The organism is Flavobacterium faecale (assembly GCF_048320115.1).
Classification (GTDB): Bacteria; Bacteroidota; Bacteroidia; order Flavobacteriales; family Flavobacteriaceae; genus Flavobacterium; species Flavobacterium faecale_A.
On the sequence record NZ_CP182943.1, the window covers coordinates 3,161,841 to 3,176,133 of the forward strand.

11 protein-coding genes and 1 tRNA gene are annotated in these 14,293 nt (G+C 33.0%); 5 read left to right on the top strand and 7 right to left on the bottom strand.

The features are described 5' to 3' along the window. The first annotated feature begins 30 nt into the window (after positions 1 to 30). The 3 genes from ACNH59_RS13070 to ACNH59_RS13080 all read left to right on the top strand — a co-directional run bounded on the left by ACNH59_RS13070 (position 31) and on the right by ACNH59_RS13080 (position 3,709). Complete coding sequence (locus ACNH59_RS13070; protein ID WP_072943262.1) at positions 31 to 510, top strand: Lrp/AsnC family transcriptional regulator; 480 nt, start codon at positions 31 to 33, stop codon at positions 508 to 510. Between the two features lie 90 nt (positions 511 to 600). Continuing rightward, the gene (locus ACNH59_RS13075; protein ID WP_418262971.1) at positions 601 to 3,186 is read left to right on the top strand and encodes a phosphoenolpyruvate carboxylase; all 2,586 of its coding nucleotides are present in this window, start codon (positions 601 to 603) and stop codon (positions 3,184 to 3,186) included. A 7-nt stretch (positions 3,187 to 3,193) separates the two neighbouring features. Beyond that, positions 3,194 to 3,709 carry a DinB family protein gene (locus ACNH59_RS13080; protein ID WP_418262972.1) on the top strand — a complete coding sequence of 172 codons (516 nt, stop codon included), beginning with the start codon at positions 3,194 to 3,196 and terminating at the stop codon, positions 3,707 to 3,709. Between the two features lies 1 nt (position 3,710). On the opposite strand, the gene ACNH59_RS13085 is transcribed toward ACNH59_RS13080, so the two are convergent. The 6 genes from ACNH59_RS13085 to aroB all read right to left on the bottom strand — a co-directional run bounded on the left by ACNH59_RS13085 (position 3,711) and on the right by aroB (position 10,653). Next, complete coding sequence (locus ACNH59_RS13085; protein WP_418262973.1) at positions 3,711 to 4,187, bottom strand: DNA-deoxyinosine glycosylase; 477 nt, start codon at positions 4,185 to 4,187, stop codon at positions 3,711 to 3,713. Between the two features lie 8 nt (positions 4,188 to 4,195). After that, positions 4,196 to 6,310 carry a DNA helicase RecQ gene (recQ, locus tag ACNH59_RS13090; RefSeq protein WP_418262974.1) on the bottom strand — a complete coding sequence of 705 codons (2,115 nt, stop codon included), beginning with the start codon at positions 6,308 to 6,310 and terminating at the stop codon, positions 4,196 to 4,198. 80 nt (positions 6,311 to 6,390) lie between these two features. Further along, on the bottom strand, positions 6,391 to 6,795 hold the full coding sequence (locus ACNH59_RS13095; RefSeq protein WP_418262975.1) for a DNA primase: 405 nt from the start codon (positions 6,793 to 6,795) through the stop codon (positions 6,391 to 6,393). Between the two features lie 9 nt (positions 6,796 to 6,804). After that, entirely contained in the window at positions 6,805 to 7,776 is a 972-nt protein-coding gene (locus ACNH59_RS13100; RefSeq protein WP_418262976.1) for a deoxyhypusine synthase family protein, read from the bottom strand. A gap of 98 nt (positions 7,777 to 7,874) precedes the next feature. Further along, the gene (locus ACNH59_RS13105) at positions 7,875 to 9,275 is read right to left on the bottom strand and encodes an arginine decarboxylase (RefSeq protein ID WP_418262977.1); all 1,401 of its coding nucleotides are present in this window, start codon (positions 9,273 to 9,275) and stop codon (positions 7,875 to 7,877) included. 298 nt (positions 9,276 to 9,573) lie between these two features. Further along, complete coding sequence (gene aroB, locus ACNH59_RS13110; RefSeq protein WP_418262978.1) at positions 9,574 to 10,653, bottom strand: 3-dehydroquinate synthase; 1,080 nt, start codon at positions 10,651 to 10,653, stop codon at positions 9,574 to 9,576. Positions 10,654 to 10,923: 270 nt separating this feature from the next. Between aroB and ACNH59_RS13115 the strand changes: the two genes are divergently transcribed. After that, positions 10,924 to 12,099, top strand: coding sequence for a proline dehydrogenase family protein (locus ACNH59_RS13115; RefSeq protein WP_418262979.1), 1,176 nt, complete (start codon positions 10,924 to 10,926; stop codon positions 12,097 to 12,099). Between the two features lie 57 nt (positions 12,100 to 12,156). Here ACNH59_RS13115 and ACNH59_RS13120 read toward each other — a convergent pair whose 3' ends face one another. Beyond that, positions 12,157 to 13,947: an ABC transporter ATP-binding protein gene (locus ACNH59_RS13120; protein WP_418262980.1), complete on the bottom strand. Its 1,791-nt coding sequence runs from the start codon at positions 13,945 to 13,947 to the stop codon at positions 12,157 to 12,159. Positions 13,948 to 14,131: 184 nt separating this feature from the next. Here ACNH59_RS13120 and ACNH59_RS13125 point away from each other — a divergent pair. After that, positions 14,132 to 14,206 (top strand) — tRNA-Val (locus ACNH59_RS13125). The last annotated feature ends 87 nt before the right edge of the window (positions 14,207 to 14,293 follow it).

Consider the following 14,293-nt stretch of genomic DNA (forward strand, 5'->3'; position numbering starts at 1 on the left):
AAGAACTGTTAATAAATTAATTAAAGAAATATGAGTAAGTTCCGTTTAGATGAAGTTGATCATCAAATTTTAGATATGTTAATTGATAACACTAGAGTGCCTTTCACAGATATTGCCAAAAAGTTATTAATTTCTGCTGGAACAGTGCATGTTAGGGTCAAAAAAATGGAAGATGCAGGGATTATTATGGGATCTTCTTTGGTTTTAGATTATGACAAATTAGGGTATTCTTTTATCGCTTATGTTGGTGTTTTTCTTAATAACACTTCTCAAACTAAATTTGTTTTAGAGCGTATTAATGAAATTCCCTTTGTTACTGTAGCTTCTGTAACTACAGGTAAATTTAATATTTTCTGTAAAATTAGAGCTAAAGACACTAAGCATGCTAAAGATGTAATCTTTATGATTGATGATATTGATGGAGTATACAGAACTGAAACAATGATTTCACTTGAAGAGAGTATCAACGATAAAAAGCGTTTGATGCACACTATCTTTAAAAACATGTAATCCAACTTAAAAGCTATATTCAATATAACCTTAAGTTAATTCTTGGGGTTATTTTTTTATAAAATCCAATCCAAAATAACGAAATTAATTATGTACACACTCCCGAAAATTGAACGGTTTAATCAAAATGTCCTTTCAAAATACAATATTTACAACAGTGTCTTTATTACGTTGCCTTTTGATTCGATAGATAATACTGGAGTAATGCTCCCTTTGTTTACAGAGGTCTGTGAAACAGGGTTTAAAAAACAAGAAACTCCTAAAGAAATCATGGAATTTTTCTCAAATAAATACTTACACAGTACAAATGAGAAGGATAAAATTGATATTATGTTTCGATTTATCCAGTATATCGAACGCCAAATTGTATTGTTTGATGCAGTTGAAGATGCAGCATTTCCTGTAGTAAACAATATGGAAGGTAGAGGATCTTTGAGAGATATTAAAGAAAAAGCAGATGCAAAAGGAAAACAAGAAGAGTTAATCGATTTTCTTAAAAATTTTAATGTTAGAACAGTTTTAACAGCACACCCTACACAATTTTACCCAGGGGCTGTATTGGGGATTATCAACGATTTGACACAAGCAATTAGAGAAAATAATTTACTTGGAATCAAACAGCTTTTGGCACAATTAGGGAAAACACCATTTATCAAAAATGAAAAACCTAATCCATACGATGAAGCTGTAAGTTTGATATGGTACCTAGAGAATGTTTTCTATCCTACTTCTAGTGATATGATTCATTATTTACAGAAAAATGTTTTTCAAGGTCAAAATGTAGAAAATCCAATTATCAAATTAGGTTTCTGGCCTGGTGGAGACCGTGATGGAAATCCATTTGTAACAACTGAAATCACTTTAAAAGTAGCAGACCGTTTAAGAACATCAATCTTAAAATGCTACTATATGGAAGTACGTAAGTTAAAGAGAAAATTAACTTTCTTTAATGTAGATGTACTCGTGGCTGAGTTGGAAAATAAATTATATCGTTCCGTGTTTTATTCTCAAGGAGATATTTTCATCACCTTAGATGAATTGAAAACGCAATTGAATAAAATAAGAAATATTATTGTAGAACAACACGAGTCTTTATATCTGGACGAATTAGAATCGTTGATTATAAATGTGAACCTATTTGGTTTCTACTTTGCAACTTTGGATATCCGTCAAAATAGTAGAATTCACGATGCTGTCTTTAAAGATATTTTTGATTTCTACCAAAAAACAGATCCATCAGTATTTCCAGCAAATTACTATGACTTAACCGAAGCTGAAAAGTTTAAAGTTTTAGAAAATGTAAAAGGAAACCTAGATTCTAAAGATTTTGAGGCAGAAATGACACGTGCTACAATCGAGTCAATTCAGGCTATTAAAGTGATTCAAGCTAATAATGGTGAAGAAGGTGCAAACCGATACATCATTAGCAACAACGAAAGTGCATTGAATGTGATGGAAACATTAGCTATGATTCACTTAACGGATTGGGAAAATCCAACGGTAGATGTTATTCCGCTTTTTGAATCTGTTGACGATTTACTAGATGCACACAATATTATGGAGAAGTTGTATACGAATCCAATGTATGCTGCTCATTTGAAAAGCAGAGGTAACGTTCAAACCATTATGCTAGGTTTCTCTGACGGTACAAAAGACGGTGGGTATTTAATGGCTAACTGGAGTATTTATCAAGCCAAAGAAGCTTTGACTGCTATTTCTAGAAGATATGATGTTGAAGTGATGTTCTTTGATGGACGTGGTGGACCTCCAGCACGTGGTGGTGGAAAAACACATAAGTTTTACGCTTCTTTAGGTCCAAAAATTGAGAATAAAGAAATTCAGATTACGGTACAAGGGCAAACTATTAGCTCTAACTTTGGAACATTGGATTCTTGTCGTTACAATTTAGAGAATTTATTAAGTGCAGGGGTTACCAATCAAGTTTTCAATAAGGAGAATAACATCTTTTCTCCTGAAGATAAAGAGGTGATGGAACAATTGTCACAGTTAGGATATCAGAAATACTTGGATTTTAAAAACCATCCAAAATTTATTCCTTATTTGGAGCAAATGAGTACTTTGAAATACTATGCTAAAACGAATATTGGAAGCCGCCCTTCAAAAAGAAGTAAATCAGCACAATTGGATTTTAAAGATCTAAGAGCTATTCCGTTTGTAGGTTCTTGGAGTCAATTGAAACAAAATGTTCCAGGTTTCTATGGAGTAGGTGCGGGATTGAAACATTATGAAGAAACAGGACAGTGGGATAAAGTACAAGCGTTATATGACAATTCTATGTTCTTTAGAACTTTGTTAGAAAATAGTATGATGTCTTTGGCAAAATCATTTTTTCCTTTGACTGCTTATATGAAAAATGATCCTGAGTTTGGTGAATTTTGGCAAATGATATACGATGAATTTTTGGATACCAAACGTTTGTTATTGAAAATTGCTGGACATAAAGAACTAATGGAAAACTATCCTGACGGTAAAGCTTCTATTGCAATTAGAGAGCGTATCGTATTGCCATTGTTGACTATACAACAATATGCTTTATTGAGAATAAACGAGTTGAATAAAGAAAGCAAGCCAGACGAAGCACTAATTAAAGTGTATGAAAAAATCGTTATGCGTTCACTTTTTGGAAACACAAATGCCAGTAGAAACTCAGCATAATTAAAAGATGAAAGTAAGCGAATTAAATACTTCAGAATATTCGAAATATTTTTCGACTTATATTAATGCATTGGAAAATGAAGATTTGATTGAAGACTTAGAAATAAGTCTTCATCAATTCATCAAGTTTGTTCAAAATATTCCAATGGATAAATTTGATTTTCGATATGCCGAAGGCAAATGGACCATCAAAGATATTATTCAACATCTTATAGATTCTGAAAGGGTGTTTTCTTATCGTGCCATGAGAATTTCAAGAAATGATAAAACTGCCTTGCCAGGTTTTGATGAAAATGATTATGTAGCGAACACTAATGCCAATACTCGAGGAATTCAGGATTTATTAACCGAATTATCAGCAGTGCGTTTTTCAACCTTATATTTTTTTAAGAGTTTGTCTGATGAACAATTAATCAGAGAGGGAATCGCATCAGGTTCGGCTGTTTCTGTTAGAGCTCTAGGTTTTTTGATAATGGGACATCAAAAACACCATCAAAAAATATTTAAAGAAAGGTATCTGTAAACTATTCCAAAATAGTAGTCCAGATTTTTAATTTATTTTCAAAAGTCATAGTATTAGCTGGGCTTGTAGAAGGCATCACATAATAGGTGATGCCTTTTATTTGTCCAAATTTCTTGGTAAAATACCGATGACTTTCTTTTCCGTTGAATACTAATTTATGAATAGAAGGATAATTTTGAAATAAGGTTTCAAAATCATTTTCTTTTTGATTTTTGATATGGATATCCAAACTTCCTTTGCGTTCGCAGTACTGTAGGACATCCCAGAGACCAATTTTATGAGAATCCAAAAGTTTAATTTTCTCTTCAAAAACTTCAGAAACTGGTAATTCGCTGAGAAGTGTGTACATGATTTTCCAAAAATGATTTCTTTTGTGTGCGTAATATTCTTGTTTTTCCAAAGATGCAATTCCGGGCATGGTACCTAGTATTAAAATCTCAGTTTTAGAATTTACATAAGGTGCAAAAGATTGAATCATGATTTTTATTATTTAGAACTTTCTTTTTCAATTATTGCTAATGCCAATCGGATTTTCTCATATGGTATTTGTTCTTCAAAATGATCGAAGTAGGGCTTTAAAGCCGTTGGACTTTCCAGAGATATTTTGGCTTTTGCAATTTTCGCTACTTCTTCTTTAGTAACAAATTGAAACAAATCTATAGCAACTCCTTCTTGGTATAATTTAGCCAGATGTGACATAATGGTACTAACACCCAAATTTCTTTTTTTAGCAATTGCTTCTGGTGAAAGTCCACTCTCAAATAGGGCTAGTGTTTCTTTATAAGTAGTCGCACCTTTTTTAGGTTTAGCTGCTTTGCTTTTATGAAAATCGATAATAGCTTTGATGAAAATATCGCCGTATTTTTCTGATTTCACCTTTCCAACACCATCAATGGCTAATAGTTCATCGTCACTCATTGGACGATTTATTTCCATTTCTTTTAATACGGCATCGCTAAAAATAACATAAGCCGGAACCGATTCCTCTTTGGAAATGTCATAACGTATTTTTCGTAACACTTCAAATAGAGAATCTTTTTTAGATTTAGTATTTTTTGATTCTTTGACAGCCGAATTTTCAACAACTACTTTGTGAACTGTGGTCAATTGAACTTTTTCGCCATTAAATAAAACCTCATGGGCTAGAGCGGTTAACTTGATATGGTTTTTTTGGTGAAATGCAATTTCACAATAACCTTGATTAATCAATTGAATGATATATTGATTCCAATCGTGCCAAGAAACATCGCTGCCCACTCCATAGGTTTTTAAATTTTGATATTCTTTGTCAAAAATAGAAGCGTTTTTTGATCCTCTTAAAAAATCTACAATTACAGGCAAAGGTTCTGATTCTTTCAAGCGAATTATTCCTGAAAGTGCTTTTTGGGCTAAGATTGTACCATCAAAAAATTCTGGTGGATTTTTGCAAACATCGCAGTTCCCACAGTTTTCGGTTACAATTTCACCAAAATACGATAACAATATTTTTCGACGACAACTTACAGCATCGGCATATTGTTTCATGCGTTCTAGTTTGGATAACTGTACTTCAGCATTCAAACCTTGTGAAGCAAATTTTTGTAATTGTATCAAGTCACCGTAACTTTCGAATAAAATTGTTTCAGATGGTAGACCGTCCCGACCAGCGCGACCAATTTCCTGATAATAGCCTTCAATATTTTTAGGAAGGTTGTAATGGATTACCCAACGGACATTGGATTTGTCAATACCCATGCCGAAAGCGATGGTTGCACAAACGACTTGACAGTCATCGTTTATAAATGTATCTTGGGTTTGAGCTCTTGTATTGCTATCTAAGCCCGCATGATATGGATTTGCATTTATACCTGCTTTTTGTAATTTTTCAGCTAGTTCTTCCGTTGTTTTGCGACTTAGACAATAGATGATGCCACACTCATTTGGTTTTTTATCAATAAAATCAATAATTTGTTTGACCCTATCCAAGGCTGGACGAACTTCTAAACTCAGATTTTTTCTATCAAAAGATGAAATAAAAACTGTAGGATTGATAAGGTTTAATTGCTGGCAAATATCCGTTCGAGTGGCTTTGTCGGCAGTTGCGGTTAATGCTAAAATAGGAGTGGAAGTGAAGCGGTTTTTAAGGTAACCTAAATTGGTATAGGCAGGTCTAAAATCATGTCCCCAAGAGGAAATACAGTGTGCTTCATCAATAGCTATTAAACTGACTGTTATTTGGTTAAAGGTGTTTTCTAAGTAAGACAAACTTTCAGGCGCTACATATACCAACTTAATTTTATTGTTAATAATAGCTTCAATGTGTAACTGTTGTTCTTGGTCTGATTGACTACTGTTGATATAGCAAGCATCTATTCCGTTGGCTTTTAAACTATCTACTTGGTCTTTCATTAACGCAATTAGTGGAGAAATGACTATGGTGATACCAGGAAGTAACAATGCTGGTAACTGAAAACAAATTGATTTTCCACCACCAGTTGGCATAATTGCTAAAACGTCTTTTTGAGACAAAATGCTGTTTATAATTTTTTCTTGGTTGGGCCTAAATTTTTCAAAACCAAAATTATCCTTAAGTGTTTGATGAAGGAGTGCGGAATTTATCATTGTATCAAATAAAAGTCATTGTAGATAGTATAAAAAAAGGAACTCTGATGGAGTTCCTTTTAGTATAGTTGTGGAAGAAATTAATCTTCGTCATCTTCATCATCGTCGTCGTCAGAAGCACTGTTTCTATCGTCAGCATCTTCGTCATCATCGTCTAATTCAGGTTTGTCGTCATTGTCATCGTCGTCGTCATCATCACTAATGTCGTCATCCAAATCCAGACCTTTAATTGGTGCAATTGGTTCGATTACATCATCAATTTCATCATCTTCGTCATAATTTTCGATTCTGTCTGCTAATTTAGTACTCACTTTTACTAAATAAATAGTGTCTTCAGTGCGTACTTCAACAGCTTCAACTAATTCGTTTTTAGCATTTCTAAAACGAATTATATCTGAATCGTCATATCCATCAGGGAATCTTTCCACTAACAGGTTTAGGATCTCGTTCGTAAGTTTTGCGTAATCAACAATTACTCTTTTCATAATGATATTCTATAAATCTAATAAATAAGCAAAAATTAATGGTGCTACAATAGTAGCGTCTGATTCTATAATAAACTTAGGTGTATTAATGTCTAATTTACCCCAAGTAATTTTTTCATTAGGAACTGCTCCTGAATATGATCCGTAACTCGTTGTCGAGTCAGAAATCTGGCAGAAATAACTCCAAAATGGTACATCATGCATTTCCATATCTTGGTATAACATAGGAACTACGCAAATAGGAAAATCACCTGCGATACCACCTCCAATTTGGAAAAAACCAATTCCGTTACTACTGTTTTTTGGGTACCAATCTGCAAGGAAAGTCATGTATTCAATCCCTGATTTCATAGTTGAAGCTTTCAAATCTCCTTTGATTACATACGATGCGAAAATATTCCCCATCGTACTATCTTCCCATCCTGGAACAATAATAGGTAAATTTTTCTCAGCAGCTGCATACATCCAGCTGTCTTTTAAGTCAATTTCATAATACTCTTCTAACACACCTGAAAGTAGCATTTTGTACATGAATTCATATGGAAAATAGCGTTCACCTTTATCGTCAGCGTCTTTCCATATTTTGTAGATATGTTTTTGTAAACGTCTGAAGGCTTCATGCTCAGGAATACAAGTATCTGTAACTCTATTTAATCCTCTTTCTAATAAATCCCATTCATCTTGAGCAGTTAAATCTCTATAGTGAGGCACTCTTTCATAATGAGAGTGTGCTACTAAATTCATGATATCTTCTTCAAGATTAGCACCCGTACAAGAAATGATTTGTACTTTGTCTTGACGAATTACTTCGGCAAATATTTTACCAATTTCCGCTGTACTCATCGCACCAGCCATAGTTACCATCATTTTAGCACCATTTGCTAATTGTTGTTCATATGCTTTCGCTGCATCCACCAAAGCAGCTGAGTTAAAATGCAGGTAATGCTTTTCTATAAATTGGCTAATAGGTCCCTTGCTCATTATATTTATTTTTAAAGATATTATAACCCGTCATTTGAAATAGATTATAATTTCAAATGTAAAGATTTTTTAATTGAACTATATATTAAATTGAATTATTATTTTGTGTTGTAACCTAAAATTTTCAAAACGTCTTCAGAAGTTTGTTGTTCTGAAAATACTTCCGTCCCTATAATTCCGTTTTCATCTCTATCAATCAAGATATGCTTAGGTTGCGGGATTAAGCAGTGGTGTAAACCTCCGTAACCACCAATGGTTTCTTGGTACGCACCAGTATTAAAAAAACCTATATAAAGCGGTTTTTCTTTGTTATATTTAGGTAAATAAATAGCATTCATGTTTTGCTCAGAGTTGTAATAATCGTCACTATCACAGGTTAATCCTCCTAGTAAAACTCTTTCGTAAGTGTCATTCCATCGGTTAACGGCTAACATAATAAAACGTTTGTTGATAGCCCAAGTATCAGGCAGAGTTGTAATGAAAGACGAGTCAATCATGTTCCATTTTTCTCTGTCATTTTGTTGTTTTTGATATAAAACTTGGTAAACCGCTCCACCACTTTCACCAACTGTAAAAGACCCAAACTCTGTAAAAATATTAGGAACGTCTACTTCAGCTTCATCACAAGCAATTTTGATTTGGTTGATAATTTCATCAATCATATATTGATAATCGTACTCAAATGTCAATGAATTTTTGATTGGAAAACCACCACCGATGTTTAATCCGTCAAGTCCTGGACATTCTTTCTTCAGTGCGATGTATACTTTGATACATTTCACTAATTCATTCCAATAATAGGCGTTATCGTTGATCCCAGTATTGATGAAAAAGTGTAACATTTTCAACTCCAATTTAGGATTGTCTTGGATTTGTTTTTTGTAAAAGTTTACAATGTTTTTGTATCCAATTCCCAATCTAGAAGTATAGAATTCAAATTTTGGTTCTTCCTCTGCGGCGATACGAATACCGATTTTGAATTTTCCTTTGATTTCAGCTTGAAGTAAATCTAATTCTTCATAATTATCAATAATTGGAATAGTATTTTTATGTCCGTTATTGATCAATCGAGCAATGTTTTCAATGTATTGATCTCTTTTGAAACCATTACAAATCACATAAGTACTCTTGTTGATTTTACCATTTTGAAGTAAATTTTCAACAATATTAATATCAAAAGCCGATGAAGTTTCGATGTGAATGTTATTCTTGAAAGCTTCATTCATAATGTATTCAAAATGAGAGCTTTTAGTGCAATAACAATAGTAATATTTAGCCTCATATTTGTTTTTCTCCATCGACTTACGAAACCAGTTTTTGGCTTTGTTAATGTTGTTGGAAATTTGAGGTAAATAAGTAAATTTTAAAGGAGTGCCATATTGTTCCACTAGTTTCATTAAATCAATATTATGAAACAATAGGTTGTCTTTATTTAAAGTGAATTCCTCTTGTGGAAAATAATAAGTTTGATTGATTAGATCAGAATATTTAGTATTCATTTTATGTTTGATTTTTTAAGAATGATTTATTTTTGGTCTAAAAAGAAACTATTCTGTGATTCAAACTCGAATGTTAGCGTAAATGATCTGTAGCTTTTGATTTTCCATTTTTAAGAATTGAAAAAGATCAAAAATAAAATTCCCTTTAATTAAATAGAAACGTCTCAACAAACTCATAAGTGAGTTATTGTTCGGGACTCTATTAGAACGGTAATTTTCTTGTTTTTGACTATTTTTCATTGAGGCAAATGTAAAAAATATTATATACGTAATGCAATGCTTTTAAGGTAAAAAATAATTATGATTGATAATCTTGGAAAGCTTTAAGAATCAATTCATTTTCAACCGTTTGATTGATGATTATTTTGCCAATGCCGTCAATCAAGGCAAACTGTACGGTTCCGTATTCATTTTTTTTGTCGTGAATCAATAATTCAAGTATCGGATCGATATCATTTTCCTCAAAACTAATGTCTTCGTATATCGATTTCAATGTAGTTTTAATCTGATTGAATTCAGTTTCGTTCAGTAAGTTTTTCTTCCATGCAATATAACTTTCAAGAATCATTCCTACCGCAATTGCTTCACCATGCAATAAAGTAGTTTTGTTTTCATTTTCTAAAAAATAACTTTCTATAGCATGTCCTAAGGTGTGACCAAAGTTCAAAGCTTTTCTAAGATTTTTTTCAGTTGGGTCGATAGTTACAATTTCGTTCTTAATTTCAACAGAACGGAAGATTAATTCATCCAATTGAGCAAAATCAATAGAGGCAATATCTAAAAATTGTTCCCAATAGTTTTTGTCGTAAATCAAACCATGTTTAAGCATTTCAGCTAGTCCCGAACGCATTTCGTTTTGAGGAACTGTTTCAAGGTAAGCAGTGTCTACAATGACCATTTTAGGTAAGTTGAAAACCCCGATTTGATTTTTTAAATTTCCTAAATCCACACCGTTTTTTCCACCTACAGAAGCATCGACCATAGATAATAAAGTAGTAGGAATGTTGATAAAGTCCACTCCACGTTTGAAAGTAGAAGCAACAAAACCACCTAAATCGGTAACAACACCACCACCAAGATTGATAACTAATGTTTTACGATCTCCGCCTAGTTCTGTTAAGACGTTCCAAATTTGAACGCAGGTGTCAATATTTTTGTGGATTTCACCTGCTTCGAATTCAATAATTTCGATAGTCAAATCGGTTTCTAAAAGCGGTAGAAACTTAGGCAAGCAAAATTCGTTAGTATTACTATCAACGATGATGAATAAATTAGAATATTTGTTTTGTTTTAAATGTGCATTTAAAGCTTCGTAACCTTTTTCATTGAAATGTATCGGATGATCAACGGCTTGAATAGTATGAGATTGTAAAGACATCTTTATATGATATAATTAACTATTTATGAAATTTTGTTTTTTTAGGAAAGATGTGCTATTAAAAGTGTTGTATGAAAGATTTTTTCATAAAACTAGCCCATTAGCAGTCTAAAAAATTTTTGCAAATCTACTGTTTTTTTGATTTTATTTGGGCGTTTTTTAAAAAATAAGCGCTTTTATTTCTGGTTTTGCGACTTCTAAATGATTAAGTATAAATTTGAGTTGGAATATCTCATTATTTAGTTATTTTTAGTACAAATATCAATTGCTATGGAGGGCTTATTTAAAAATACGGAAGTTGCTTTTGCGTTAAAATCGGATACAGAATTGGAACGTGCTTATTTTTTGTTTAAGTTAATTGCAAATGAACCCTTAGTGCGTATTGGCACAGCAGTAACTCGTTTTGCTCTCAAAGCGCATCTCCCTGTAGAAGGTCTTATTCGTTCTACTGTTTTTGATCATTTTTGCGGTGGTGTCAATGAAGAAGATTGCTTGAAGGTAGTTGATAAGATGTTTACCAAAGGGGTTTCTTCTGTTTTGGATTTTTCTGTGGAAGGGAAAGAAGAAGAAGAGCAATTTGAAGCTGCTACAAAAATGATATTAAGAACGGTTCTTTTTGGTAAAGAAAAATTAGCTATTCCGTTTGCGGTGTTCAAACCTACAGGATTGGGAAGGTTTTTATTATTTGAAAAAGTTTCTGCTAATGAAAAATTAGATATGAAAGAGCAGGAAGAATGGAGTAGAGTAGTAGCGCGTTTTGATCTGATTTGTAAAACTGGCTTTGAAAATCAGGTTCCTTTATTAATAGACGCCGAGGAAAGTTGGATGCAAAATGCAGTAGATGCATTGGTACTTGAAATGATGCGGAAATACAATAAGAAGATTGCAATTGTTTATAATACGGTTCAAATGTATCGTTGGGATCGGTTGGGTTATTTGGGAAAATTAAAGCAGCATTCAGAAAAAGATTCGTTTTTTGTTGGAATCAAATTGGTTCGTGGTGCCTATCTAGAAAAAGAACATGAACGTGCAGTGGAATTTGGCTATCCATCTCCAATTTGTTCCTCAAAATCAGAAACCGATAAAAACTACAATACTGCAATTACTTTTATACTTGACAACCTTGATAGTTTTTCTCTTTTTCTAGGGACTCACAATGAAGAAAGTTGTTTCCATTTATTAGAATTAATGAAGAAACGTGACATTGAATCGAATGACTTTAAAATTTGGTTTGGTCAGTTGTATGGAATGAGTGACAATATCAGTTATAATTTGGCGGCAAATGGCTATAATGTTGCTAAATATCTGCCGTTTGGCCCTGTTAAAGATGTAATGCCTTATTTGATACGACGTGCTGAAGAAAACACTTCCGTTGCAGGACAAACGAATAGAGAACTAGAGTTGATTAAGTTGGAACGTAAACGTAGAGAACAAAATAGAGCATAAAAAAACTCCATTTCTTCTAAAAAAAATGGAGTTTGATATGTTTAAAATTAGGTTTCTTTAAGAATGACTAAATTGAAGATTGCTTAAATTTTTATAAATCCCATTCTCTAAAGTAATCAGTTCTTGATGCGTTCCTTGTTCAGAAATTTTACCATTATCTAAAACTAAAATTTGATCAGCAGAACGAATTGTTGATAAGCGATGTGCAATGATAATGCTCGTTCTTCCTTGCATTAAGACTTCTAAAGCTTCTTGTACCAGTTTTTCGCTTTCGCTATCTAATGATGATGTAGCTTCATCCAGAATTAAGATACTAGGATTTTTAAGTAAGGCACGAGCGATTGCAATACGTTGCCTTTGACCTCCTGAAAGTTTGATTCCTCGTTCCCCTACAATCGTTTCAAATTTTTCTGGAAATCCTTCGATGAAATCCAAAGCGTTAGCTTGTTTGGCTGCGGCTATAATCTCTTCATTACTGGCGTTTGGTTTTCCATAAGCAATGTTTTCTTTGATAGTACCTCCAAACAGAATGACATCTTGAGGTACAATACTCATGTTGCCACGCAATTGTTCAAGGTCATAATCATAAATGTTTTTCCCATCAATAATAATTTCACCGCTTTCAATATCGTAAAAACGTAATAAAAGTGAGGCAATGGTTGATTTTCCAGCACCACTAGGCCCAACTACAGCAATTTTTTGACCGAATCCAGCAGAAAAATTAACATCCTTTAGTACCTTGATTTCTTTGCGAGAAGGATAACTAAAAGCTACGTTTTTAAAACTAAGTGTACCATTGATTTTATGTACCTGAGAATGATTCGGTTTTGTATTGATATCCTCAGGAGTTTCATCTAATAATTCGAATACACGTTCGGTGGCGCCAACTGCTTTTTGAATTTGAGCATACATTTCAGCTATTCCACCAAAAGAAGCACCAATGAATGTAGTGTATAAAATAAAGGAAATTAAATCACCAACACCTTCCACTTCTCCTTTGATTGTTAAGGTGATTCCATACCAAACAACTGCAACTACACAACCAAAAAGGCAAAGAATAATAAAAGAGGCAAAATAACCTCTGTATTGACCGCCTTTGATTGCAATGGATACAATTTCCTTGATTTTGTTTTTATAACGTTCTAGTTCATACCATTCATTGGCAAAAGATTTTACATTAGTAATCCCTTGTAAAGTCTCTTCCACGATCACTTGGCTTTCGGCTACTTTGTCTTGGGTCATTTTACCATATTTGCGTATGAATCGTCCAAAGATTACTGCTGCAACAGCCACTACAGGTACAATACAAAGCATCATAAGGGTTAGATTAGGACTGATACTTCCTAAGATGATAAAGCCACCGATGATTAAAATAAACTGACGTAAAAATTCGGCTATTGTTGTCGTAAGTGTATCTTGAAGTTGTGAAATATCAGCACTAATGCGACTGTTTAATTCTCCTACACGTTTTTGAGAGAAAAAAGACATCGGTAATTTTATCAAATTCTCGTACAACGCAAATCGGATGTTTGATAAAGTGTTTTCAGTAAAATTAACAAACAAAGATATTCTAAAAAAAGAAAAAATTGCTTGCAACATTAGAATTCCCATCAATGCCAAGGCAATTTGATTGGCTTGACTTAAATCTTTTGCAGCCACACAATCCACCAACATTCCCATTAATTTAGGAAATGCCAAGGCTGTAGCACTAGTTAATAGTAAAAAAACAAGTCCAATGAAAAACTTCCATTTTTGATTTTTTGCATAGTTGAAAATACGAAGTGCTTTTTGAAGCGAATTAGAAGTTAACTTCGCTTTGGGTAAATCATTTTCTTTAAAACGAGCCATTGTGGATTTTTATTTTTTGCAAATGTACTATATATATAGGTAGTACAAAAAAAATCTATTGTCTTATGGTTTTCTTAATCTACTGTAAGTGAGTTGCAAAGAAAATAAGGTTGTTTTTTTATTCAATTATTTTCAAAAAACAGTTGTAAATACAAAATCTCGTCTTATATTTGCACACGCAATGGGGCGATTAGCTCAGCTGGTTCAGAGCACCTCGTTTACACCGAGGGGGTCGGGGGTTCGAACCCCTCATCGCCCACAAAACTTCTCAAGAAATTGAGAAGTTTTTTTTTGCATAAAAATTTTAAAAAAAATCTCCTTTTTAGTATTCCTTTCCAATCTTTTT

Bases quoted from the DNA above. Each gene is read 5' to 3' on its own strand.
- ACNH59_RS13120 (WP_418262980.1), bottom strand. From the start codon at position 13,947: ATGGCTCGTTTTAAAGAAAATGATTTACCCAAAGCGAAGTTAACTTCT.
- ACNH59_RS13115 (WP_418262979.1), top strand. From the start codon at position 10,924: ATGGAGGGCTTATTTAAAAATACGGAAGTTGCTTTTGCGTTAAAATCG.
- aroB (WP_418262978.1), bottom strand. From the start codon at position 10,653: ATGTCTTTACAATCTCATACTATTCAAGCCGTTGATCATCCGATACAT.
- ACNH59_RS13070 (WP_072943262.1), top strand. From the start codon at position 31: ATGAGTAAGTTCCGTTTAGATGAAGTTGATCATCAAATTTTAGATATG.
- ACNH59_RS13095 (WP_418262975.1), bottom strand. From the start codon at position 6,795: ATGAAAAGAGTAATTGTTGATTACGCAAAACTTACGAACGAGATCCTA.
- ACNH59_RS13075 (WP_418262971.1), top strand. From the start codon at position 601: ATGTACACACTCCCGAAAATTGAACGGTTTAATCAAAATGTCCTTTCA.
- ACNH59_RS13085 (WP_418262973.1), bottom strand. From the start codon at position 4,187: ATGATTCAATCTTTTGCACCTTATGTAAATTCTAAAACTGAGATTTTA.
- ACNH59_RS13105 (WP_418262977.1), bottom strand. From the start codon at position 9,275: ATGAATACTAAATATTCTGATCTAATCAATCAAACTTATTATTTTCCA.
- ACNH59_RS13080 (WP_418262972.1), top strand. From the start codon at position 3,194: ATGAAAGTAAGCGAATTAAATACTTCAGAATATTCGAAATATTTTTCG.
- ACNH59_RS13100 (WP_418262976.1), bottom strand. From the start codon at position 7,776: ATGAGCAAGGGACCTATTAGCCAATTTATAGAAAAGCATTACCTGCAT.
- recQ (WP_418262974.1), bottom strand. From the start codon at position 6,310: ATGATAAATTCCGCACTCCTTCATCAAACACTTAAGGATAATTTTGGT.